Origin of the sequence: Kribbella sp. NPDC056951 (assembly GCF_042674205.1) — a bacterium.
GTDB classification, from domain to species: domain Bacteria; phylum Actinomycetota; class Actinomycetes; order Propionibacteriales; family Kribbellaceae; genus Kribbella; species Kribbella yunnanensis.
Window position 1 is genome coordinate 1 of sequence record NZ_JBHUQZ010000002.1, and the last position, 22,810, is coordinate 22,810.

The window sequence follows — 22,810 nt, forward strand, 5'->3', positions numbered from 1 at the left end:
CGATCAACCCGCCGATACCCATTCGCCACCACCCAATCCTCAACCAACCCACCCACCCCGACCACCACCGCCACACCCATTCCGCAACAGGCTCCTGGACCCGAAAATCCTCCGACTAACGCAAGACTCGAGCATCACTCGCCTCAGCCACAGCCCGTCAGCCCCAGACGACGCGCAGCCGCGGTCGCCGGGCCTCGCCAACCGGCCCAGCCACCCACGTGGCCCGCCCTCTTGCTTTGTCGGCCGCCTTTGGTGGTCGAGTCCGGGGTACAGGTCCGAAAGGACTCGGCCGGGGACGTCCGCGGTGGCTGATCGCCGCTTCCGGCCGACTAGAAAGACAGGGTGGCTGGGCGCCGCGGTGGCTGAGGCGGATGGCGAGGTTCGGTGACCGCGGTTCCACGCCGCCTGTGGTTACCGGGCTGTGGTTGCCGTGCGGGAGAGAGGCCTGCTTGCACCTGACCCCACCCCGCGCCTCACCAAACCGTGCCGCGCCAACCCACCCGACGCCTCGCCAACCGCGCCGCGCCTCACCACCCCGGGCCTCGCCTAAGCGTGTTGCGCGTCGGCGTGTGTGCCGTGGGGTGGTGCGTTGGGCGGTACGTTTTCGCGTATAGCGCACCAAAGTTACCGACCGACGCGATCTCCGCGGCTGACGTCCGATGATGCGGGGACGGGGGCTGCGGGGCTTCGGAGGTTGTGGTGGCGGGAGTTACTGGATTTGGGAGGCGGCTTGTTCGTCTAGGAGCCAGAGGGTGCGGTTGCGGCCTTTGGGGGCTGAGGCGGGGAGGGTGCTGGTTTCCTTGAGGGCTTCGGCTACTGCTTCGGCTTTGTCCTCGCCGGAGACTACGAACCAGACCTCGCGGGAGCGGTTGAGCGCCGGGACGGTGAGTGAGATGCGGGTCGGCGGCGGTTTGGGGGAGTCGTGGACGGCGATGGTGGTGACGTCGACGACCTCTAGCTGGGGGTAGCCGGGGAAGAGTGAGGCGACGTGACCGTCGGGGCCGACACCTAGCATCAGTACGTCGAAGGCCGGTACTGCGCGGCCTTTGACGTCGCTGAGGGCTGAGATGGTGGCGGCGAGTTCGGTTGCGTAGACCTCGGCGGCAACTTCGGGGGTCTGACCGGTGTCGGCGGGCATCGGGTGCACGCGGGCTGGGTCGAAGTTGACGTGGTTCAGGAGCGCGTCGCGCGCCTGGGTTTCGTTCCGCTCGGGGTCGCCGGGCGGCAGGAAGCGCTCGTCGCCCCACCAGAACTCAACCCGCTGCCAGTCGATCGTCGCACTGGCAGGTGACTCGGCCACCGCGCGGTAAATTGCAGCCGCGACCCGCCCGCCGGTGAGCACCACTTGAGCCACCCGACCGTTGCTCTGGGCATCGACCAGCGCTGTAACAAACCGAGCCGCCACCGCATGAGCCAACGCAGTCGCGTCCCGGTGAATCAGCAGCTCGGGGTCAATCACCCGCTCCGGCCCGCTCATGACCGCCCCGCCACACGCTTGCTGGCCGGCTTCTTCGCGACAGCCTTCTTGTACGCGCCGGACGCCGTCTTCTGGCCCGCGGCCGCCTTCTTCGCGGTTGCCTTCTTCGCCGTCGAGCGGGCGGCCGTCGAGCGAGTAGCACTCGCACGCGCAGCTGACGACTTCGCCGTGCGCTTCGACGTCGTCTTCTTGGCGGCAGGCTTCTTAGCCGCAGCGTTCTTCGACGCGGCTGCTTTCTTCGCGGGGGTTGCCTTCTTGCCGGCGGCGTGTGCCTCGAGCTCGGCCGATGCGGCCTTGCCGCCGACCGCAGCGGTCTTCGCGGCAGCTCGGCTTACGGCGGCTTGGGTGGAGCGGCGGTCGGCTTCGGTGACCTTCTTGGCGGAGGCTGGCATGTTTTCGCGTTCGACCATGCAGGCGAGTGTTTTCGCGTACACGTCGTCCGGGTCGAGGCGGCGCAACTCCTCGCTCAACAGCTCAGACGGCGTACGGCGCTTGAGTGCGACCGGCCGATCCGGCGCACCGGGGATCGTGAACGTCGCGACCGAACCGTCCGGGCGCGTCAACGCAATGGGCCCCGACGACGTGAACATCCGTACGGCGGTGATGCCCGGCCCGCGCGAGTTCTTGTGTTCGACCGGGACGCCCAGCCGGCATTGCAGCCAGGCGGCCATCAGGTCGGCCGAGGGGTTGCCCTTGGCTGACACGACCTCGGCGGCCAGCACCTTCGTCGGGTACTGATCCAGCGCCGCCGCCATCAGCGCGCGCCACGGCGTGAGCCGGGTCCAGGCGAAGTCGGTGTCGCCAGGCGCATAGCCCTCGGCGCGCGCGGTGAAATCAACGGAAGCACGCCGACCCGCGGCAGCGTCGGTGACGCGACGGCGGGCGAGCCGACCCAGCGGGTCCTCGGCCGGGACCTTCGGTCCGCCACCCGGCCACCAGACGATGACGGGGGAGTCCGGCAGCAGCAGCGGCGTGATGACCGACTCGGGAACTCGGGCCAGCTCACCGTGCAGCCGCAGCAGCACGGCCTCACCCGGAATGCCTTCGCCGACCCGGACCTCAGCATCCAGCCCGGCAGCCCCGCGCCCCGGCCGCAGGATCGCGACCAGAACGCGGGAGGGGTGCTCACGACCGGCTTCGTTCGCGGCCTTCATCGCGTCATGGTGTGACGCCTCGTCGACGACGACCACGATGGTGCCGACCATGCCCATGGCCGGTGAGCCCGCGCTGCGGCGGGCCTTCAGCAGCGCGGACGCGATCTCGCTCGACGTCGTGCCGGTGAGGTCGATGATCATGGCCTTCTCCAAGCGCGTCCGTCGCGGGCGAGCATCTCGTGCGCAGAATCGGGTCCCCAGTCGCCGGACGCGTACTGCTCGGGCGTTCCGTGCGAGGCCCAGTAGTTGATCACCGGGTCGAGGATCTTCCAGCCCAGTTCGACCTCGGTGTGCTGCGGGAACAACGGCGGATCACCGAGCAGTACGTCGAGGATCAGCCGCTCGTACGCTTCGGGCGACGACTCGGTGAACGAACCGCCGTACTGGAAGTCCATGTTGACGTCGCGGATCTCCATCGACGTACCGGGCACCTTGGCGCCGAAGCGCATCGTGATGCCTTCGTCGGGCTGGATCCGCAGGACCAGGGCGTTCTGCCCCAGTTCCTCGGTTTCGGTCTTGGTGAACGGCAGGTGCGGGGCGCGCTTGAACATCACCGCGACCTCGGTCACGCGCCGCCCGAGGCGCTTGCCGGTGCGCAGGTAGAACGGGACGCCGGCCCAGCGCCGGGTGTCCACGTCGACCCGCATCGCGGCGAAGGTCTCGGTCGCGGAGTGCGCCGGGATGCCGTCCTCTTGGAGGTATCCCTTGACCTTCGAACCACCGGCCCAGCCGGCCGCGTACTGACCGCGGGCGGTGTGCAGGTCGAGGCGATCGGGCAGCGTGACCGCCGCGAGCACCTTCTTCTTCTCCTGCCGCAGCGACCACGCGTCGAAGCTGACCGGCTCCTCCATCGCGACCAGTGCGAGCAGCTGGAGGAGGTGGTTCTGGATGACGTCGCGGGCGGCGCCGATACCGTCGTAGTACCCGGCCCGGCCGCCGATGCCGATGTCCTCGGCCATCGTGATCTGCACGTGGTCGACGTAGTGGCTGTTCCACACCGGCTCGAACATCGCGTTCGCGAACCGGAGGGCCAGCATGTTCTGGACGGTTTCCTTGCCCAGGTAGTGGTCGATCCGGAAGACCGCCTCGGGCGGGAAGACCGACTCGACCACACGGTTCAGCTCACGAGCACTCTGCAGGTCGTGGCCGAACGGCTTCTCGATGACCACCCGGCGCCAGGAACCCGGCTTCTCCTCGGTCAGGCCGTGCTCGGACAACTGCTGCACGACCTGCGGGAACAGGCCCGGCGGGATCGACAGGTAGAACGCGTGGTTGCCACCCGTCCCACGGCTGATGTCCAGCTCGTCCACGGTCTCGCGCAGCCGCTTGAACGCCTCGTCGTCGGTGAGATCACCGGGCACGAAGCGGAAGCCCTCGGCAAGCTGCTGCCAGACCTCCTCGCGGAACGGCGTCCGCGCGTGCTCCTTCACCGAGTCGTGCACGATCTGCGCGAAGTCCTGGTTGGTGAAGTCGCGCCGGGCGAACCCGACCAGCGCGAAACCCGGGGGCAGGAGCCCGCGGTTCGCGAGGTCGTAGACCGCCGGCATCAGCTTCTTGCGGGCCAGGTCGCCGGTGACACCGAAGATCACCAGGCTGCACGGCCCGGCGATCCGCGGCAGCCGCCGATCCTGCGGGTCGCGCAGCGGGTTCACCGGGCCGACCGGCCCTTCGTCGAGCTCAGCGGTCATCAGCCGCAAGCCTCCTGAGTTGCTTACTTCGTGAACAGAGAAAGAAGTTGCTGTACGCCGCTCGCCGGATCGGTGAGGTGGAGCCGCAGCACCGGCCGGCCGCGCTCGGCGAGGACGTTCGCGTCACCGGCCGCCTGAGCCGAGATCAACGTACCGAAGGTGAAGGGGCGATCCGGGATCTCCACGTCGGCCGGGTGCGCCGCCGTGATCTGCAGGAACACGCCTTCGGGGTGACCACCCTTGTGGTACTGGCCGGTCGAGTGCAGGAACCGCGGTCCCCACCCGAAGGTGACCGGGCGACCGGTCTTCCCGGCGATCGCCGGCCGAACGCCGATGAGCGAAGCGTCCCGCTCGGAATCCAGGTAGGCCATGACGGCGACGTACCCGACCTCGTCGAGCTGACCCAGCAGCGCGTCGACCGCGCCCTGCAGCGAGTCGACACCGTCGAGCAGACCCTCGGAACCGCGCACCTCGACGACACCGTCGGTGAAGGCGGCCTCCTCCGGCTCCGGCTGCGCGTCGAGCAGACCGCGAGCGGCCTTCTTCGCGCTCTCGACATCCGGCTGGTCGAACGGGTCGATGCCCAGCAGGTAGCCGGCCACCGCCGTCGCGACCTCCCAGAGCAGGAACTGCCCGCCGAGCGAACCCGACGTGAGAGCAGTCGGTACGCCGCTGGTCGGCTTGCCGGCCAGCAACGCGTTGGTCAGGTCGGCCGCCTCGCTGGTCAGCTCCGGAGCGCCAAGCTCAACAGCAACCGGCAGTACGCCGGTCCCGAGCTTGCCGGTGCTCTCGGCAATCAACTGCTCGGCCCAGTCCGGGAAGCCGACGATGTCGGATCCGTCGGCCGTGATGATCGCCTTGTCGCGACCCTCGGACGCGGCGAGCACCGCACCCAGCCACAGGGCCGGGTTGTCCGTGGAGTCAGCCTGCAGAGAAGGCGCAGCCTCGGCGGCCTGCTCCAGCAGCTCGGCGATGTCCGCACCGGCGAGACCGGACGGCACCAGGCCGAACGCGGTCAGCGCGCTGTAGCGACCACCGACATTCGGATCGGCGAGGAACGTCTTGCGGTAGCCCTCGTCGGCCGACAGCTTCTCGAACGGCGAACCCGGGTCCGTGACGACCACGATCCGCGACGCCGCGTCGATCCCGGCATCGGTGAAGGCCTTCACGAACGTACGGCGGTGGCTGTCGGTCTCGACCGTGCCGCCGGACTTGCTGGACACGACGACGACCGTCTTCGACAGGTCACCGGCCAGCGCCCGAGCGACCACACTCGGGTCGGTCGAATCCAGGACGACGAGGTCGACCCCCGCCGTACGGGTGATGACCTCAGGGGCCAGCGACGAGCCGCCCATGCCGGAGAGTACGACGCGGTCGATGCCCTCGGCCCGCAACGCGGCCTGCAGGGCCTCGATCTCGACCAGCAGGGGCCGCGAGGTCTCGTGGAGGTCCACCCAGCCGAGCCGGATCGAGGCCTCGGACTCGGCGTCCGGACCCCAGATCGTCGCGTCCTTCGCGGCGATCCGGGAGGCGATCTTGTCCTCGACGAGTTTGTTGACGACCTCGGTCCAGTCGCCGTTGTGAGTCGTTACACCAGTCACTTGGCCGCACCCTTCAGCGCTGCGGTGACGGTGTCCTGCAGCTCCGACCAGGATGCGTCGAACTTCGCGACCCCCTCGTCCTCGAGGATCTGCACGACCTCGTCGTACGAGATACCCAGCTTCTCCAGGTCGTCGATCACCTTGCGGTCGCCCGCGTAGTCGCCGCGCACCGTGTCACCGGTGACCTCGCTGTGCTGCTCGACCGCCTTGATGGTTGCCTCGGGCATCGTGTTGACGACACCGTTGGTGACCAGGTTGTCGACGTACAGGGTGGGGGAGTACGCCGGGTCCTTGACGCCGGTCGACGCCCACAGCGGACGCTGCGGCTTGGCGCCGGCGGTCTCGATCTCGCGCCAGCGGTCGCTGGAGAAGATCTCCTCGTACGCCTCGAAAGCGAGCCGCGCGTTCGCGACCGCGGCCTTGCCCTTGAGGGCCTTGGCCTCGTCGGTGCCGATCGCGTCGAGCCGCTTGTCGATCTCGGTGTCGACGCGGCTGACGAAGAACGACGCCACGCTGGCCAGCTTGGTCACGTCGTGACCGTTCTCGATCGCCTGCTCGAGGCCGGACAGGAACGCGTCCGCGACGGCCTTGTAGCGCTCGAGGGAGAAGATCAGCGTCACGTTCACGCTGATGCCGGCGGCCAGCGTCGCGGTGATCGCAGGCAAGCCCTCCTTGGTGGCGGGGATCTTCACGAACACGTTCTCGCGGCCGACGATCTCCCACAGCAGCTTGGCCTGCTCGATCGTGCCCGCGGTGTCGCGCGCCAGACCCGGCTCGACCTCGATCGAGACCCGGCCGTCCTGGCCGTCGGTGTCGTCGTAGATCGGCTTGAACAGGTCGGCCGCGTCACGCACGTCGCTGGTGGTGATCACCCGGATCGCCTCGTCGGTCGAGACGCCCTGGGCGGCGAGCTTGCCGACAGTCTCGGCGTACGCATCGGCGTCCGAGATGGCCTTGGCGAAGATGGTCGGGTTCGTCGTCACACCGACGACGTGCTTGTCCTCGATCAGGGCCCGCAGGCTGCCGCTGTTCAGCCGCTCACGGGACAGGTCGTCGAGCCAGATGGAGACACCCGCGTCGGCGAGTGCTTTCAAGCGATCGTTCATGTCCGATGCCTTCTTCCGGAATCTTCTGTTGTGAGGTGAGTTCAGTTGGCGTCGGCCGGACCGACCGGGCCGGACGAGGCACGCTTCGTCGGTACGCCGGGACCGGAGATACCGGCCGCCGTCGCGATGCTGTCCTTGGCCGCCTGGACGACAGCCTCGGTCGTGATGCCGAACTCGTCGTACAGGGTCTGGTAGGCGGCGGATGCGCCGTAGTGCTCGATGCTGACGCTGCGGCCGGCGTCGCCGACGACGGCGTGCCAGCTCTGCGCGATCCCGGCCTCGACCGAGACGCGGGCCCGTACGTCGGCCGGGATGACAGTCTCGCGGTAGGCGTCGTCCTGCTCGTCGAACCACTCGCGCGACGGCATCGACACGACCCGGGCGTTGATGCCCTCCTCGGCCAGCTTGGTGCGGGCCTCGACGGCGATCTGCAGCTCGGAGCCGGTGCCGATCAGTACGACGTCCGGCGTGCCCTCGGTGTCGAGGAGCGTGTAGGCGCCCTTCTTGACGTTCTCCGTGGTGGCGTAGCCGTCGGTACCGCGCGGGAACGTCGGCACGTTCTGCCGGGTCAGCGCGAGGGCCGCCGGGCGGTCGGTGTGCTCGAGGACTGCCTCCCAGGCGGCGGCCGTCTCGTTGGCGTCACCGGGGCGGACGACATCCAGGCCCGGGATCGCGCGCAGCGCCGACAGGTGCTCGATCGGCTGGTGCGTCGGGCCGTCCTCGCCGAGACCGATGGAGTCGTGCGTCCAGACGTAGGTGACCGGCAGCTTCATCAGCGCAGCCAGGCGGACGGACGGTCGCATGTAGTCCGAGAAGACCAGGAAGGTGCCGCCGTACGGGCGGGTGCCGCCGTGCTGGGCGATCCCGTTCAGGATCGCGCCCATACCGTGCTCGCGGATGCCGAAGTGCAGGACGCGGCCGTACTCGTCGCCCTGGAAGGCTTCGGTCGAGTGCACCGCGGGGATGAACGACGGCTGACCCTTCGGGGTCGTGTTGTTCGAACCGGCCAGGTCGGCCGAGCCGCCCCACAGCTCAGGGAGCTCAGGTGCGAGCTTGGACAGGACCTCACCGGAGGCGGCGCGGGTCGCGACACCCTTGGCGTCGGCGTCCCAGCTCGGCAGGGCGTCCTTCCAGCCGGCCGGAAGCTCACGCCGGCTCAACCGGTCGAACAGCACGGCCTGCTCCGGGGACGCAGCCTTCCACTTCTCGAACTCGGCGTTCCAGACGTCCTCGAGGGCCTGGCCGCGCTCGACGGCCTGACGGGTGTGCGCGATGACCTCGTCGGCGACCTGGAAGTTCTGCTCCGGGTCCCAGCCGAGGATCTCCTTGGTGGCCGCGACCTCTTCGGCGCCGAGGGCGTTGCCGTGCACCTTGCCGGTGCCCTTCTTGGTGGCAGACGGCCAGCCGATGATCGTGCGCAGCTGGATGAAGCTCGGCTTGTCGGTGACCGCGTTACCGGCCTCGATCGCGTCGTACAGGGCCTGGACGTCCTCGTCGTACCCGGTGCCGCCGTTGGTCCAGTCGACCGTGCGGACATCCCAGCCGTACGCCGCGTAGCGGGCCGCGACGTCCTCGGAGAACGCGATGTTCGTGTCGTCCTCGATGGAGATCTTGTTGTCGTCCCAGATCACCGTCAGGTTGCCGAGCTGCTGGTGACCGGCCAGCGACGACGCCTCGGACGAGACGCCCTCCTCCAGGTCACCGTCGGACGCGATCACGTAGATGTGGTGGTCGAACAGGCTCTCGCCCTTCGCGCTCTCGCGGTCGAACAGACCGCGCTCGCGGCGGGCCGCCATCGCCATCCCGACCGCGTTGCCGACACCCTGGCCGAGCGGGCCGGTGGTCGTCTCGACGCCGGGGGTGTGCCGGTACTCCGGGTGGCCCGGGGTCTTGCTGCCCCAGGTGCGCAGGGCCTTCAGGTCGTCGAGCTCGAGGCCGAAACCGGCGAGGTAGAGCTGGATGTACAGGGTCAGGCTCGAGTGTCCGGCGGACAGGACGAAGCGGTCGCGACCGGCCCAGTGCGGATCCGCGGGATTGTGCCGCATCACCTTCTGGAACAGCAGATACGCCGCCGGCGCCAGGCTCATCGCCGTACCGGGGTGGCCGTTGCCGACCTTCTCCACGGCGTCCATCGCGAGGACCCGCACGGTGTCAACCGCACGCTGGTCGAGCTCGGTCCATTCAAGCTTGGGGCTGGTCTTCTCCGTCACGCCGGCGGCGCTCCTCTCGATGGCTGTCACCACAGGTGCTGGTTCTCGGTCAGGAGCCTACTCGCCAGCACGTTTCAGGCGTCTCACAGATGAGCAACTCGGACGTGAACGTCGTTGTTCCCGGACACACCCAGGGGGGTGGTCGGGCCCTCCTACGGGGCGTCGTAGACTGTCGAACCGTCAGCGCCGGTACCCCGGCGTCAACCTTCTGAGTTCGAGGTGTTCGTGACGGCCGTCGACCCGCGTCCAGCCGCGACGACGTCGTACCCGACGCCGCTGCCGGATCCATCTTCTGTGGTGTCTCCGTCGGTGCGCGACGTGGTGAAGGCGTACGTCGGGCTGACCAAGCCACGCATCATCGAGCTGCTGCTGATCACCACCGTGCCGGTGATGTTCCTGGCCGCCGGGGGAGTCCCCGGCCTGGGCGTCGTCGCCGCCACCCTGGTCGGCGGCATCCTCGCCTCCGGCAGCGCGAACACGATCAACTGCGTGCTCGACCGCGACATCGACGAGCAGATGCGCCGCACCCGCCGCCGGCCGTTGCCGCGGCACGCGGTCAGCCCCCGCTCGGCGACCATCTTCGGTGTGGTGCTCGGTGTGCTGGCCACGCTGGAGCTCGGCTTCTTCGTGAACTGGCTCTCGTCGATCCTCGCCCTGGTCGCGAACCTGTTCTACGTCTTCGGCTACACGATGATCCTGAAGCGCCGGACTGTGCAAAACATCGTCTGGGGCGGTATCGCGGGCTGCTTCCCGACCCTGATCGGCTGGACCGCAGTCACCAACTCGCTGGCGTGGACCCCCATCGTCCTGTTCGGCGTCGTCTTCTTCTGGACGCCGCCCCACACCTGGTCCCTCGCCATGCGGTACCGCGAGGACTACGCCTCGGTAGACGTCCCGATGCTCCCGGTTGTCGCCACCCCGGTCCAGACCGCCCGCCAGATCATGGCCTACTCGGTAGTGATGGTCCTCACCTCCATCGCCCTCTGGCCCGTAGCCGACACCGGCTTCGTCTACCCCGCAGCCGCCGTGGTCTTGGGCGTCGTCTTCCTCCGCGAAGCCCGCAACCTCCTCCGCCGAGCCCACACCGGCGCCGACGGAGCAGCCCTCCGCCCCATGCGCCTGTTCCACTTCTCCAACATCTACCTAGCCCTCCTCTTCATCGCCGCCGCCATCGACCCGCTCCTGCGCTAAAGGACACCGCCTCCGGCGGCGACAGATCTCTTGGCGCCTCCGGCGCGGCGGCCCCAGGTGGTTCCGCCGACAGGTGATCGGCGTGCGAACTGTGGTCCGGCGGACGCGCATCACCCACCAACCGGTGTTCTCCGCGCCCACGCGTGAGCAGGTGAGCGTGGTGCCGCCGACATGCGGCGAGTTATTGGGTGATGGCGGTCCACCAGGCCAGCCAGGCGGGTGTCCACCTCAGCCCCGTTGATCAGGCTCGCCGACGCCACCCCTCCCCGCAATCACCTGTCAGCTAGCCGCAGTGCACGCGACGCAGGAGCGGGCTGGAGCGGCGGCTGCTTGCGAATGAACGGCTGGGCGAACTGTGTTTGAGAGGAAGCGGCGGTAGCCGCGTGAACGGGTGGGTGGGGCGCACGGGCGGGAGCACGCGACGTAGGAGCGCGCGTGCCCGGAGCGAGGGGGCAATCGCGTGGGGCGGACCGCCCCCACTCACTAACTTGGGGGCGGTTGCGTGGTTCACGCTCAGCGGATTGTTCGGGGAGGGCTTGGGCGGGGGTTAGTGAGTGGGGCAGGTCCGCGATCGAGGTGAGGCGTCGGGTCAGGCTGAAGGTGAGGATTGGTGGTGACTTCGGGGTGTAACGCGGAGTAACACTGCTGACAACTGCGGGCGATAGCGTCCGGCGCGTGAGTTTCCTACCTCGCCGACGGGTGCGGCTGTGGTTCGGTCCGCATGTGCTTGCGGACTTCATCGGAGAGCCGGCTTCCGCTGACCGCCATGAGGCCGCGATGCGCCGCCGCTTCCCGGGCGTGCACATCACCAACGAGCCGTTGCGGACGGCGGATTGCAGTCCGACTGAGGTGAATCGCGTCTGAGTCGGCAGGCGGCGGCGCAGAGTTATGCCCTTGTGGGCCTTGACCCCTGCCAGGTGTGGTGTTGCGATGTTGGGGTCTGTGGAGGGGCTCCGCGTCTGGGGAGACACAGATCTCAGGGGGTAACACAGTGGGGGCACGAACACGAATAGCCGCGATTGCGGCGCTTGCGTTGGCTGGGTCGATGCTGGTGGCGGGGCCGGCTGAGGCGGGCGGGGTACTGAAGCCTGTGGCAACGAATTTGAATGGTCCACGGGGTGTGGCGACGTATGGGCACAAGGTGATCTACGGCGTCACGGACGGTTCGGTGTATGCGACCGATGGTCACAAGACGTGGAAGTTGGGGCAGGTGCCGGGCGGGTTCCCGCCGGCGGTGGACACCAACAGGTGGGGTACGACGTATGCGCTGACCAGCGCGGGTGGTGAGCCGGGGCAGCCGATCCCGCCAGGTGGGGCGAGCTTGTTCCGGTTGCGGCCGGGGAAGTCGCCGGTCGTGGTGGCGAATATCGCGAAGTACCAGGCCAAGGACCCGGATCCGTACAACCTGGCCGATCCGCCGACCGAGTCGAACCCGTTCGGGGTGGCGGCTTTGAAGGACGGCACGGTTCTCGTGGCGGATGCTGCGGGCAACGACCTGTTGCGGGTGTGGCCGAATGGGAAGATCAAGACCGTGGCGCGGTTGAAGCCGCGAGTCGTGAAGGTGCCGGCCGGTCTCGGACCGGACGCGCCGCCGGCTGGGACGAAGATGCCGAGCGAGGCGGTAGCGACCTCGGTGACCGTCGGGTCGGATGGCTACTGGTACGTCGGTGAGCTCCGCGGCTTCCCGGCTACCAAGGGGACGTCGCAGATCTGGCGGATCAAGCCTGGCTCGGTGAACGCGGTGTGTGACCCGGTGAAGCCGTGGAAGGGCAACTGCAAGCGGTACGCCGATGGGTACACGTCGATCGTGGATCTCGCCGGTGGGCCGCACGGGAAGCTCGCCGTGGTGCAGTTGGCTCGCGACAGTTGGCTGAAGTTCGAGATGGGTGGTTCGCCGATCGGGTCGCTCATCGTGCAGGACAAGTGGGGACACCGGAAGGAACTTGCCCGCGGCAAGCTCAACCTGCCGGGCGGCGTCGCCTACAACCGCTGGGGCCAGCTCTTCGTGTCGTCGCCGGTCTTCGGGCCAGGGGCGGTCTACAGGGTTAAGTAGCCGGCGTACCGCGTTCGCCGTACACAGCTGTGACGAGCGCGATCAGTAGCGCCGCGAAGAACATGTGAATGAGGACGAGCACCCAGGGCAGGTGGGTGAAGTACTGCGTGAAGCCCACCACGCCCTGGAGTAGCTCGGCAGCGAGAAGCCAGGATGCGAGCTTGCGCAGGGTGCGTGAGGTCGCCGTCACGCGGGTAGCGATCACGAGAGCGATCGTGATGCCGAGCAGCCCGAAGACCACGTCGGCGTGGAGCTGGCTGATCAGCTCCTCGTCGAACCCGTTCCGGCCGGTGTCCGGGTCGCCTGAGTGCGGCCCGGCGCCGGTGACGAGGGTGCCGACGGCAACGGCCAGCCAGACGGCCACCACGGATGCCGTGGCGAGCGCCCGGACGACCGGGGGAGTGTGCGGGTAAGGACTGGTTCGCGACCGGCGCATCATCGACACGGTCAGCGTGATGATGACCGGCGAGACCAGGAAGTGCGCCGACACGATCCACGGGTTCAGACCCGTGAGGACACTCACACCGCCGATAACAGCCTGCAGCGGTACGCCGAGCGCCGCCGCCGTCGTCAGTCTCCGCAGATCCCGGCGAATCGGCCGGTAGCGCATCACCGCGAGCCAGGTGCCGATCGCAACGATCGCCACCACGAACCCCAGCATCCGGTTGCCGAACTCGATCGCGCCGTGCATCCCGAGCGCGGCATGCGGCACGTACGACGAGTCCGTGCACGACGGCCAGGTCGGGCAGCCGAGTCCGGAGCCGGTCAGCCGGACGAGACCGCCGGTGACCACGATGCCGATGTTGACGATCACCGAAGCCCAGCCCCAGCGCCGGACCGCGTCCAGGCTCGGCTCGGGCACCAGGCGCCAGAACCGGCCGACTGGTTCAGTCTGTTCGGGCGGAAGATCGGTCGTCATCACCGGCACACTCTAAAGGTCAGTCCCATCGGAAGGTTCGGGAGACCAGGTAGCCCAGGACTCCGGCCCATAACGCGAGTGACAACGCGGCGGCCCAGGGGATGATCCCTTCGACCGTCGAGTTCGACAGACCGCTCGCCAGCGCCGCACTCGGCAGCAGCCGGACCACGCCCTGCATGGCCTCCGGATACTCGTCGACCGGCGTCATCACCGCGCCGCCAGCGAGCAGCAACAGATAGAGGAGGTTCGCGGCCGCCAGCGTCGCCTCGGCCCGCAGCACGCCGGCCATCAACAGACCGAGCGACGCGAACGCCGCCGTACCGCACAGAACAGTCAGTACGACGCCAACCACCGCCTGAGCGCCCCCAACCGGCTTCCAGCCCAGCGCGAACCCGGTCCCGATCAGTACGGCGAACTGGATCACCTGCACGATCAGCACCGCACCGATCTTCCCGGCAAGCAGTCCGCCGCGTGAGAGCGGAGACGCCCCCAGCCGCTTGATCACGCCGTACCGGCGCTCAAAACCAGTAGCGATCGCCAGAGACGTGAACGACGAAGACAACACCGCAAGGGCAAGCACCCGCGGTACGGCGTCGTCGATCGGCCGGCCGTCGCCGAGCGGCAGCCGGTTGCCCAGCCCAGTCGCGCCCAGCAACAGCAGCAGCCCAAGCGGAATGACCAGTGCGAGCAGCAGCTGCTCACCGTTGCGAATCAGCAGCCGGAACTCCATCCGCGTGTGCGCCAGCACCTTGCGCGACCAGGGCGCGCTGCCCGGCTGGGGCGCGTACGTCGTCATGAGTTCTCTCGCTTCGGTGCAGTCAGTTCGAGGTACACGTCCTCCAGCGACTTCGTGCCGTGCTCAGTCAGCGTGTCCGGCGTGCCGGAGGCGATCAGCTTCCCGGCCGCCATCACATGCACCTGGTCGGACAGCTGCTCGGCCTCGTCCATCGCATGCGTCGTCAGTACGACGGTCACCCCGTCATCCCGCAGGTCGCGGATCAGCTGCCAGATCTCGCGGCGACCATGCGGGTCGAGCCCGGTCGTCGGTTCGTCGAGGAACGCGATCTCCGGCCGCCCGACAATCGCCAGCGCCAGTGACAGCCGCTGCTTCTGCCCACCCGACAACCGCCGGTACGGCGTCTTGCCGCACGTACCGAGGTCCAGTCGCTCGACGAGCGTCGGCAGGTCCAGCGGGTGCGTGTGCAAAGAAGCGACGTACGTGAGCATCTCGAGCGCGCGGACGCCGGACCAGGCGCCGCCCTCCTGCAGCATCACGCCGATCCGCGGCATCAGTTCGTCGTGGTCGGCGATCGGATCCAGCCCGAGCACCCGGACACTGCCGGAATCCGGTCGCCGGAACCCCTCGCAGCTCTCCACGGTCGTGGTCTTGCCCGCCCCGTTGGGGCCGAGCACAGACGTGACGGTGCCGCCGGTTACGGTGAGAGTGAGTCCGTCGACCGCGGCCTTCTCGCCGTACCGCACGACGAGGTTGTCGATCTCCACCGCGACTGGCACAACCGCAGCATAGAGAACCCGGTGACGTGACCTCGCTCACGCCCACCCCTGAACTTCAGCGGAGCGGCGTGAACCGGTTAGGGCAGCCTTATTTGAAGGGCACCCTGAATTACGCGACACTGATGTTGTGAAAACTTCCGCGACATCCGGAGCGGCGCCTGCCGGCACCGGCAGCGCGCGGGACGAGTCCACCCGGGACCGGGTCGCCCGGTCCATTCTGACCAACGGCCCGTCCAGCGCGGCAGTGCTGGCCGAGCGCCTCGAGCTGACGCCTGCCGCCGTGCGGCGGCACCTGGACCACCTGCTCGAGGAGGGCCTGGTCGAGTCCCGCGAGGAGCGCGTCTACGGCCCGCGCGGCCGCGGCCGCCCCGCGAAGGTCTTCGTGCTGACCGACTCCGGCCGGCACGCGTTCCACCAGGCGTACGACGACCTGGCGGCCACCGCGCTGCACTTCATCGCGGAGGCCGGCGGCGACGAGGCGGTGGCGGAGTTCGCCCGCCGTCGCGCCGTCGAGGTGGGACAGCGGTACCGGGAGCTGGTCGACGCGGCTCCCGAGAGTGACAAGGCGGAGGCGCTGGCCCAGGCGCTGACGGCGGACGGGTACGCCGCGTCCACCGCCGAGCGGGGCCACGGCGCTCAGCTCTGCCAGCACCATTGCCCGGTCGCGCACGTGGCCGAGCAGTTCCCCCAGCTGTGTGAGGCCGAGACCGAGGTGTTCGCCACCTTGCTCGGCCGGCACGTCCAGCGGCTGGCCACCATCGCCCACGGCGACGGTGTCTGTACGACGCACATCCCCGGGCCTGCCCCGGTTTCCTCTGTATCCGACGGCGAATCTGCGAGGACTGCACGATGACGCAAACCGCTCACCCCGAACTGGAAGGCCTCGGCAACTACCAGTACGGCTGGTCCGACTCCGACGCCGCCGGTGCGGTCGCCCAGCGCGGCATCAGCGCCGACGTGGTGCGTGGGATCTCGTCCCTGAAGAGCGAGCCCGAGTGGATGCTCGACCTGCGGCTGAAGGGCCTGAAGCTCTTCGACCGCAAGCCGATGCCGTCGTGGGGCGCCGATCTGTCCGGGATCGACTTCGACAACATCAAGTACTTCGTCCGGTCGACCGAGAAGCAGGCGACCAGCTGGGAAGAGCTGCCCGAGGACATCAAGAACACCTACGACAAGCTCGGTATCCCGGAGGCGGAGAAGCAGCGCCTGGTCGCCGGCGTCGCCGCGCAGTACGAGTCCGAGGTCGTCTACCACCAGATCCGTGAGGACCTGGAGGAGCAGGGTGTCATCTTCCTGGACACCGACACCGGCCTGAAGGAGTACCCGGAGCTCTTCCAGGAGTACTTCGGCTCGGTGATCCCGGTCGGCGACAACAAGTTCGCCGCGCTGAACACGGCGGTCTGGTCCGGCGGTTCGTTCATCTACGTGCCCAAGGGCGTCAAGGTGGATATCCCGCTGCAGGCCTACTTCCGGATCAACACCGAGAACATGGGCCAGTTCGAGCGCACCCTGATCATCGTCGACGAGGATGCCTACGTGCACTACGTCGAGGGCTGCACCGCGCCGATCTACAAGTCGGACTCGCTGCACTCCGCGGTCGTCGAGATCATCGTGAAGAAAGGCGCCCGCTGCCGCTACACGACGATCCAGAACTGGTCGAACAACGTCTACAACCTGGTCACCAAGCGCGCCACCTGTGAAGAGGGCGCGACGATGGAGTGGATCGACGGCAACATCGGTTCCAAGGTGACGATGAAGTACCCGGCCGTCTACCTGATGGGTGAGCACGCCAAGGGCGAGACGCTGTCGGTCGCGTTCGCGGGCGAGGGTCAGCACCAGGACGCCGGCTCGAAGATGGTGCACAACGCGCCGTACACATCGAGCTCGATCGTGTCGAAGTCGGTGGCCCGCGGTGGCGGCCGGACTTCGTACCGCGGTCTGGTCGAGGTCGCGCCGGGTTCGCACCACAGCAAGTCCACGGTGCGCTGTGACGCGCTGCTGGTCGACACCATCAGCCGCTCCGACACCTACCCGTACGTCGACGTCCGCGAGGACGACGTGGCGATGGGGCACGAGGCGACCGTCTCCAAGGTCAGCGACGACCAGCTCTTCTATCTGATGAGCCGGGGGATGGCCGAGGACGAGGCGATGGCGATGATCGTCCGCGGCTTCATCGAGCCGATCGCCCGCGAGCTCCCGATGGAGTACGCGCTGGAACTCAACCGGCTCATCGAGCTGCAGATGGAAGGGGCCGTCGGCTGATGCCGTCGACAGTTGAGGCAGTCGAAACTCTGGTTGCCACTGGCAATAAGGCGCACTCGCACGGGCCGGGGTCCCCGGTCCCGCTGCAGGCCCGGAGCGAACGGCCCACGTCGTACGACGTCGAGACCTTCCCGGTGCCCAATGGGCGCGAGGAGGAGTGGCGCTTCACCCCGGTGAAGGCGCTGAAGTCGCTCTTCGAGGACGCCGAGAGCACCGAGACGCCGAAGATCGACGCCTCCGGCCCCGAGCAGGTCGCGATCGAGACCGTCGTCGCCGACGCGCTCAAGGTGCTCACCCCGCAGGACCGGCCGTCCGCGATCGCATGGAAGCGCTCGCCGTCCGCCCTGGCCGTTCGCATCCCGAACGAGGCCGAGCTGACCGAGCCGGTGCACGTGAACGTCGCGAGCCTCGGCGGCCGCGGCTACACGCACCTGATCGTCGAGGCCGGCCGGCACAGCCGCGCCCAGGTCATCATCGATCACACCGGTGCCGGTGAGCTGAGCAGCAACGTCGAGATCAAGGTCGGCGACGGCGCCGAGCTGCGCGTCGTGAGCATCCAGCAGGCCGACCACGAGTCGGTCCACCTGGCCCAGCACGACGCGCTGGTCGGCCGGGACGCCCGCCTGCACCACGTCGTGGTGTCGCTCGGCGGCAAGGTCGTCCGGATCAACACCAACGTCCGGTACGCCGGTCCGGGCGGCGACGCCGAGTTGCTCGGCGTGTACTTCGCCGAGGGCGGTCAGCACCACGAGAACCGGCTGTTCGTCGACCACGAGGCCACGCACTGCAAGAGCAACGTGCTCTACAAGGGCGCCCTGGCCGGTGACAACGCCCGCTCGGTGTGGATCGGCGACGTGCTGATCCGGGCCGCGGCCGAGGGCACCGAGACGTTCGAGCTGAACCGCAACCTGGTCCTGACCGAGGGCGCCCGCGCCGACTCGGTGCCGAACCTGGAGATCGAGACCGGCGAGATCGAAGGCGCGGGACACGCGTCCGCGACCGGCCGGTTCGACGACGAGCAGCTGTTCTACCTGCAGGCGCGCGGTATCCCCGAGGACGCTGCCCGCCGGCTGGTCGTGTCCGGCTTCTTCAACGACATCATCGGCAAGATCGGTGTCCCCGAGGTCGTCGACCACCTGCACGAGGTGATCGAAACCAAGCTGGCCCGTACGGCGGAGCTGAGCGCAAGCGCGAAGGCAGCACTCGGCCAGTGAGCGACAGTTTCGAGCGCGCCTGCGCCGCTGCCGACGTACCGGACGAGGGAGTCGTCTCGGTGGAGATCGGTGGCGTCGAGGTCGCGGTCATCAAGAGCGAAGGACAGTACTTCGCGGTGCGGGACGAGTGTTCGCACGCGCAGATCCAGCTGTCCGAGGGTGACGTCGGCGGATGCGAGATCGAGTGCTGGCTGCACGGATCCCGCTTCGACCTGCGCACCGGCGAGCCGACCAGCCTGCCGGCGTACGACCCGGTCCCGGTCTATCCGGTCCGCCTGGACGGCGCCGACGTACTCGTCGACGTGAAGAACCCCCTGAACCAGCAGTCCCTGTAGAAAACGACGGAGATAGAGAAACCTCATGGCGACACTCGAGATTCGCGACCTGCACGTGTCGGTCGACACCGAGAACGGCCCGAAGGAGATCCTGCGCGGCGTCGACCTGACCATCGCCGGTGGTCAGACGCACGCGATCATGGGCCCGAACGGTTCCGGCAAGTCCACGCTGGCGTACTCGATCGCCGGTCACCCGAAGTACAACGTCACCAGCGGCACCGTGACGCTGGACGGCGAGGACGTGCTGGACATGGCCGTCGACGAGCGCGCCCGGGCCGGCCTGTTCCTGGCCATGCAGTACCCGGTCGAGGTCCCCGGCGTGTCGGTGTCGAACTTCCTGCGCACCGCCAAGACCGCCATCGACGGCGAGGCCCCGAAGCTGCGCACCTGGGTCAAGGACGTCAACAAGGCGCTGGCCGACCTGGACATGGACGCCGACTTCGGCAACCGCAACGTCAACGAGGGCTTCTCCGGTGGTGAGAAGAAGCGCCACGAGATCGTCCAGCTGGAGCTGCTCGACCCGAAGATCGCGATCCTCGACGAGACCGACTCCGGCCTCGACATCGACGCGCTGAAGATCGTCTCCACCGGCGTCAACCGGTTCGCGGAGAAGGGTGACAAGGGCGTTCTGCTGATCACCCACTACACCCGGATCCTGCGCTACATCAAGCCGGACTTCGTGCACGTGTTCGTTGACGGCAAGGTCGCCGAAGAGGGTGGCGCCGAGCTGGCCGACGAGCTCGAGGCGAACGGCTACGAGCGCTTCCTGAAGGCAGCCGCCAAGTGACCGACGCCCGGACATTCAGCAGTCCCCTGGACCTGCAGTCGGTCCGGGCGGACTTCCCCATCCTGAGCCGTGAGCTCGCGGGTGGGTTCCCGCTGGTCTACCTGGACTCGGCCAACTCTTCGCAGAAGCCGCGCCAGGTGGTCCAGGCGATCGAGGACCACTACCTGATCCACAACGCGAACGTCGCCCGCGCCATGCACCAACTCGGTGCGGAGGCCACGGCGGCGTACGAGGGTGGCCGGGACAAGGTCGCGGCCTTCATCGGCGCGACCAACCGGGACGAGATCGTCTTCACCAAGAACGCCTCCGAGGCGCTCAACCTGGCCGCGCATACACTCGGCGCCGGGCTGAAGCCGGGCGATGTCGTGGTGATCTCCGAGATGGAGCACCACAGCAACATCGTCCCGTGGCAGCTGGCCTGTGAGCGCACCGGCGCGACGCTGAAGTGGTTCGGCGTCACCGAAGACGGCCGGCTCGATCTGTCGAACATCGACGAACTGCTCACCGAGCAGACCAAGATCGTCGCGCTGACCTGGGTCTCGAACGCGCTCGGCACGATCAACCCGATCGCCGACATCGCGGTCAAGGCGCACGCGGTCGGCGCGACCGTTGTCGTGGACGCCTCGCAGGCAGTCCCGCAGTTCCCGGTCGATGTGTCCACGCTCGGGGTGGACATGCTCGTCTTCACCGGGCACAAGGCGGTCGGCCCGACGGGTATCGGCGTGCTCTGGGGCCGCTACGACCTGCTCGCTGCGTTGCCGCCGTTCCTCGGTGGTGGCGAGATGATCGAGATCGTCCGGATGACCGGTTCGACGTACGCCGCTCCGCCGGCCCGGTTCGAAGCCGGTACGCCGCCGATCGCGCAGGCAGTCGGTCTCGGTGCGGCCCTGGACTACCTGTCCGGGATCGGGATGGACAAGGTCGCGGCGCACGAGCACGCGATCGTCGAGTACGCGCTCGAGGGCCTGAAGACGGTCCCCGGGCTGAAGCTGCTCGGTCCGACCGATGCGGTCGACCACGGTGGCGCGATCAGCTTCGAGCTGGACGGTGTCCACCCGCACGATGTGTCGACCGTGCTGGACACGCGAGGCATCGCCGTACGGGCTGGTCACCACTGTGCGCGTCCGGTGCACGAGCGGTTCGGAATGCAATCGTCCACCAGAGCGTCTTTCTACCTGTACACGACTCCCGAGGAGGTCGACGCGCTCGTCGACGGACTCGGATTCGTCCGTAGCTTCTTCAAGGTGGACTGATAGATGCAGCTCGACAGCCTGTACCAGGAGATCATCCTGGATCACTACCGCACCCCGCACCACGCGGGGCTCGCGGACCCGTACGACGTGGAGGTGCACCACGTGAACCCGTCCTGCGGGGACGAGGTCACGCTCCGCGTCGAGCTCGACGGGGACACCGTCAAAGGCGTCACCCACCACAGCGTCGGCTGCTCGATCAGTCAGGCGGCCACGTCGGTGATGTCGGACCTGGTGATCGGCAAGCCGGTCGCCGAGGGGATGGCGACGTACGAGAAGTTCCTCGAGCTGATGCAGAGCCGCGGGAACATCGAGCCGGACGAAGAGGTTCTGGAGGACGGCGTCGCCTTCGCGGGCGTCGCGCAGTTCCCCGCCCGCGTGAAGTGCGCACTGCTGGGCTGGTCGGCCTGGCGCGATGCCACCGCCCAGGCGCTGGCGGCCAACCAAGGAGTGAAGAATGCCTGACCAGACCGACGAGAAGATCGAGCTGCCCGAGGTCGACCTCGAAGCAGCCGCCGCGGCCCAGGCCGCCGGCCCCGGTACGACGCCGCCTCCGGTCGAGGACGTCACCGAGGCCCTCAAGGACGTCGTCGACCCCGAGCTCGGGATCAACGTCGTCGACCTCGGCCTGATCTACGGCGTCACCGTCGACGACAGCTCCACGGCGATCATCGACATGACCCTGACGTCCGCCGCCTGCCCGCTGACCGACGTCATCGAGGACCAGACCCGGATGGCCCTCGAGGGGCTCGTCAACGACTTCCGGATCAACTGGGTCTGGATGCCCCCGTGGGGCCCCGAGAAGATCACCGACGACGGCCGCGACCAGCTGCGGGCTCTCGGCTTCAACGTGTGAGCAGAGTAGTAACAGTCGCGCCGGAGCGGTTGGATCGGTGGTTGACCGGCTTTGGTGAACGGCACGGCGACGTCTCGTTCGACGTAGCACCGCATCAGGTGACGGTGTCTGCGGCGGACGGGGCGATTGCCGTGGTGAGTGTGCCTTTCCAGCCTCTCGTGGACTTGAGTCGCGAGGGGCTGGTTGCGCATGTGCTGGGGGAGCACCGGCTGGGGCTGCTGCTGGTACGGCGGGGTGGCTACGGCGCGGGTGTTTTCGTCGGGCCGAAGCTGGTGGACTCGAAGGTCGGGTCACGCCATGTGCAGGGGACGACGAAGGCCGGTGGATGGTCGCAGCAGCGGTTCGCTCGGCGGCGTGACAACCAGGCGCGGGAGGCGTTCGCGGCGGCGACCGAGGTCGCCGTACGGATTCTGGCCGGGGCTCGGCTGGACGCGTTGGTGTGTGGGGGAGACCGGCGCGCGATCGAGACCGTGCTGGAGGATCCGCGGCTGAAGGACATCGCGAAGCTGGTGCGGCCGCCGTTTCTCGGGGTGGCGGATCCGAAGCAGAAGGTCCTGGAAGCTGCCGGGGTCGACGCGCGCGCGATCCGGATCGAGCTGACCGAACCTCAGGACGACGACGGGCCGTCGTAGAGCGCGCGGAAGTCCGAAAGCGTGCCTTCGTAGTACTGCAGGTCGTCGAACAGCTTGGCGCGGTGCACCAACTGCGGGCTGTCCGCGAGCGCCTGCCGGCCGAAGTCCGACCAGATCGCCGAATCCGGCACCTGATCCGCATCCTCAGGCAAGAACTTCAACGCCTCGCGTACGGCGTAAGCGGCGTACTCCCAGTTGAGCTCGACGACCGACCGGTCCTGGCCGGGCTGCCCGGTGTAGGCCATGTCGGCGGTCAGCGCCCGGCGGGCGAAGGTCGATGCCAGCACTGCCCACTGAGCTGCGTCGATCAGGGTGGAGACGCCCAGCCCGAACGGCACGCCGATCGTGCGGGAGGCTTCTTCACTCTCGTACGGGATCTCGATGTCGCCCGACGGTGAGGCATAGGTCCAGGCGGTCTCGCCCTGGGTGATGTTGACACCAGGTTGCAGGTCCGGCGGCGGTACCGCGGGCGCGGCCGTGTCGGCTGCGGTCTGCACGCTGGTGTAGACCTGTGCCTCGATCAGGGTCCTGGCAGTCAGCATCAGTTCCCGCGCTCCTGT

Annotated in this window: 22 protein-coding genes; 12 read left to right on the plus strand and 10 right to left on the minus strand. The window is 68.2% G+C overall.

Translation table 11 applies throughout. The features are described from left to right. Positions 1–709: 709 nt before the first annotated feature. The 6 genes from pgl to tkt are packed head-to-tail and all read right to left on the minus strand — an operon-like array spanning position 710 to position 9,158. Positions 710–1,477 carry a 6-phosphogluconolactonase gene (gene pgl / locus ACFTSF_RS07545; protein WP_380153089.1) on the minus strand — a complete coding sequence of 256 codons (768 nt, stop codon included), beginning with the start codon at positions 1,475–1,477 and terminating at the stop codon, positions 710–712. Beyond that, a complete protein-coding gene (locus tag ACFTSF_RS07550) occupies positions 1,474–2,772 on the minus strand; it encodes a glucose-6-phosphate dehydrogenase assembly protein OpcA (RefSeq protein ID WP_380153090.1) in 1,299 nt (432 codons plus the stop codon). Before ACFTSF_RS07550 ends, pgl begins: the two co-directional genes overlap by 4 nt. Continuing rightward, a complete protein-coding gene (gene zwf / locus ACFTSF_RS07555) occupies positions 2,769–4,319 on the minus strand; it encodes a glucose-6-phosphate dehydrogenase (protein ID WP_344146774.1) in 1,551 nt (516 codons plus the stop codon). Before zwf ends, ACFTSF_RS07550 begins: the two co-directional genes overlap by 4 nt. Positions 4,320–4,342: 23 nt before the next feature. Further along, positions 4,343–5,920: a glucose-6-phosphate isomerase gene (locus ACFTSF_RS07560; RefSeq protein ID WP_344146777.1), complete on the minus strand. Its 1,578-nt coding sequence runs from the start codon at positions 5,918–5,920 to the stop codon at positions 4,343–4,345. After that, positions 5,917–7,026 carry a transaldolase gene (gene tal / locus ACFTSF_RS07565; RefSeq protein ID WP_380153091.1) on the minus strand — a complete coding sequence of 370 codons (1,110 nt, stop codon included), beginning with the start codon at positions 7,024–7,026 and terminating at the stop codon, positions 5,917–5,919. Before tal ends, ACFTSF_RS07560 begins: the two co-directional genes overlap by 4 nt. Positions 7,027–7,067: 41 nt before the next feature. Next, the gene (tkt, locus tag ACFTSF_RS07570; protein ID WP_380153972.1) at positions 7,068–9,158 is read right to left on the minus strand and encodes a transketolase; all 2,091 of its coding nucleotides are present in this window, start codon (positions 9,156–9,158) and stop codon (positions 7,068–7,070) included. 297 nt (positions 9,159–9,455) lie between these two features. Between tkt and ACFTSF_RS07575 the strand changes: the two genes are divergently transcribed. From ACFTSF_RS07575 to ACFTSF_RS07585, 3 genes are all read left to right on the plus strand, one after another. Then, positions 9,456–10,427, plus strand: a complete 972-nt coding sequence (locus tag ACFTSF_RS07575; RefSeq protein ID WP_380153092.1) for a heme o synthase — start codon at positions 9,456–9,458, stop codon at positions 10,425–10,427. A 675-nt stretch (positions 10,428–11,102) separates the two neighbouring features. After that, positions 11,103–11,291: a hypothetical protein gene (locus ACFTSF_RS07580; RefSeq protein WP_344146785.1), complete on the plus strand. Its 189-nt coding sequence runs from the start codon at positions 11,103–11,105 to the stop codon at positions 11,289–11,291. 181 nt (positions 11,292–11,472) lie between these two features. Further along, positions 11,473–12,480 (plus strand): ScyD/ScyE family protein, encoded by a 1,008-nt coding sequence (locus ACFTSF_RS07585; protein ID WP_380153093.1) that lies wholly within the window; start codon positions 11,473–11,475, stop codon positions 12,478–12,480. Here ACFTSF_RS07585 and ACFTSF_RS07590 read toward each other — a convergent pair. Genes ACFTSF_RS07590 through ACFTSF_RS07600 form a run of 3 tightly spaced genes read right to left on the minus strand, consistent with a single transcriptional unit; the run spans position 12,473 to position 14,914 of the window. Continuing rightward, complete coding sequence (locus tag ACFTSF_RS07590; RefSeq protein ID WP_380153973.1) at positions 12,473–13,399, minus strand: heme A synthase; 927 nt, start codon at positions 13,397–13,399, stop codon at positions 12,473–12,475. The two genes, ACFTSF_RS07585 and ACFTSF_RS07590, sit on opposite strands and share 8 nt — an antisense overlap. 19 nt (positions 13,400–13,418) lie before the next feature. Next, complete coding sequence (locus ACFTSF_RS07595; RefSeq protein WP_380153094.1) at positions 13,419–14,195, minus strand: ABC transporter permease; 777 nt, start codon at positions 14,193–14,195, stop codon at positions 13,419–13,421. After that, complete coding sequence (locus ACFTSF_RS07600) at positions 14,192–14,914, minus strand: ABC transporter ATP-binding protein (RefSeq protein WP_380153095.1); 723 nt, start codon at positions 14,912–14,914, stop codon at positions 14,192–14,194. The genes ACFTSF_RS07595 and ACFTSF_RS07600 overlap by 4 nt, the downstream gene beginning before the upstream one ends. A gap of 127 nt (positions 14,915–15,041) precedes the next feature. Here ACFTSF_RS07600 and ACFTSF_RS07605 point away from each other — a divergent pair, with 127 nt between their 5' ends. The 9 genes from ACFTSF_RS07605 to ACFTSF_RS07645 are packed head-to-tail and all read left to right on the plus strand — an operon-like array spanning position 15,042 to position 22,250. Next, positions 15,042–15,767, plus strand: a complete 726-nt coding sequence (locus ACFTSF_RS07605; RefSeq protein ID WP_344146797.1) for a metalloregulator ArsR/SmtB family transcription factor — start codon at positions 15,042–15,044, stop codon at positions 15,765–15,767. Further along, on the plus strand, positions 15,764–17,176 hold the full coding sequence (gene sufB, locus ACFTSF_RS07610) for a Fe-S cluster assembly protein SufB (protein ID WP_344146800.1): 1,413 nt from the start codon (positions 15,764–15,766) through the stop codon (positions 17,174–17,176). The genes ACFTSF_RS07605 and sufB overlap by 4 nt, the downstream gene beginning before the upstream one ends. Then, on the plus strand, positions 17,176–18,390 hold the full coding sequence (sufD, locus tag ACFTSF_RS07615; protein ID WP_380153096.1) for a Fe-S cluster assembly protein SufD: 1,215 nt from the start codon (positions 17,176–17,178) through the stop codon (positions 18,388–18,390). The genes sufB and sufD overlap by 1 nt, the downstream gene beginning before the upstream one ends. Next, positions 18,387–18,725, plus strand: a complete 339-nt coding sequence (locus ACFTSF_RS07620; RefSeq protein ID WP_380153097.1) for a non-heme iron oxygenase ferredoxin subunit — start codon at positions 18,387–18,389, stop codon at positions 18,723–18,725. Before sufD ends, ACFTSF_RS07620 begins: the two co-directional genes overlap by 4 nt. Positions 18,726–18,750: 25 nt before the next feature. Next, positions 18,751–19,512 carry a Fe-S cluster assembly ATPase SufC gene (gene sufC, locus ACFTSF_RS07625; RefSeq protein ID WP_380153098.1) on the plus strand — a complete coding sequence of 254 codons (762 nt, stop codon included), beginning with the start codon at positions 18,751–18,753 and terminating at the stop codon, positions 19,510–19,512. After that, on the plus strand, positions 19,509–20,765 hold the full coding sequence (locus tag ACFTSF_RS07630) for a cysteine desulfurase (protein ID WP_380153099.1): 1,257 nt from the start codon (positions 19,509–19,511) through the stop codon (positions 20,763–20,765). Before sufC ends, ACFTSF_RS07630 begins: the two co-directional genes overlap by 4 nt. Positions 20,766–20,768: 3 nt before the next feature. Continuing rightward, positions 20,769–21,227 (plus strand): Fe-S cluster assembly sulfur transfer protein SufU, encoded by a 459-nt coding sequence (gene sufU, locus ACFTSF_RS07635; protein ID WP_380153100.1) that lies wholly within the window; start codon positions 20,769–20,771, stop codon positions 21,225–21,227. Further along, positions 21,220–21,618, plus strand: a complete 399-nt coding sequence (locus tag ACFTSF_RS07640; protein WP_380153101.1) for a metal-sulfur cluster assembly factor — start codon at positions 21,220–21,222, stop codon at positions 21,616–21,618. The genes sufU and ACFTSF_RS07640 overlap by 8 nt, the downstream gene beginning before the upstream one ends. Further along, positions 21,615–22,250, plus strand: coding sequence for an acVLRF1 family peptidyl-tRNA hydrolase (locus ACFTSF_RS07645; protein WP_380153102.1), 636 nt, complete (start codon positions 21,615–21,617; stop codon positions 22,248–22,250). Before ACFTSF_RS07640 ends, ACFTSF_RS07645 begins: the two co-directional genes overlap by 4 nt. Here the strand turns inward: ACFTSF_RS07645 and ACFTSF_RS07650 are convergent. After that, complete coding sequence (locus tag ACFTSF_RS07650) at positions 22,226–22,792, minus strand: hypothetical protein (RefSeq protein ID WP_344146822.1); 567 nt, start codon at positions 22,790–22,792, stop codon at positions 22,226–22,228. The two genes, ACFTSF_RS07645 and ACFTSF_RS07650, sit on opposite strands and share 25 nt — an antisense overlap. Positions 22,793–22,810: the final 18 nt, after the last annotated feature.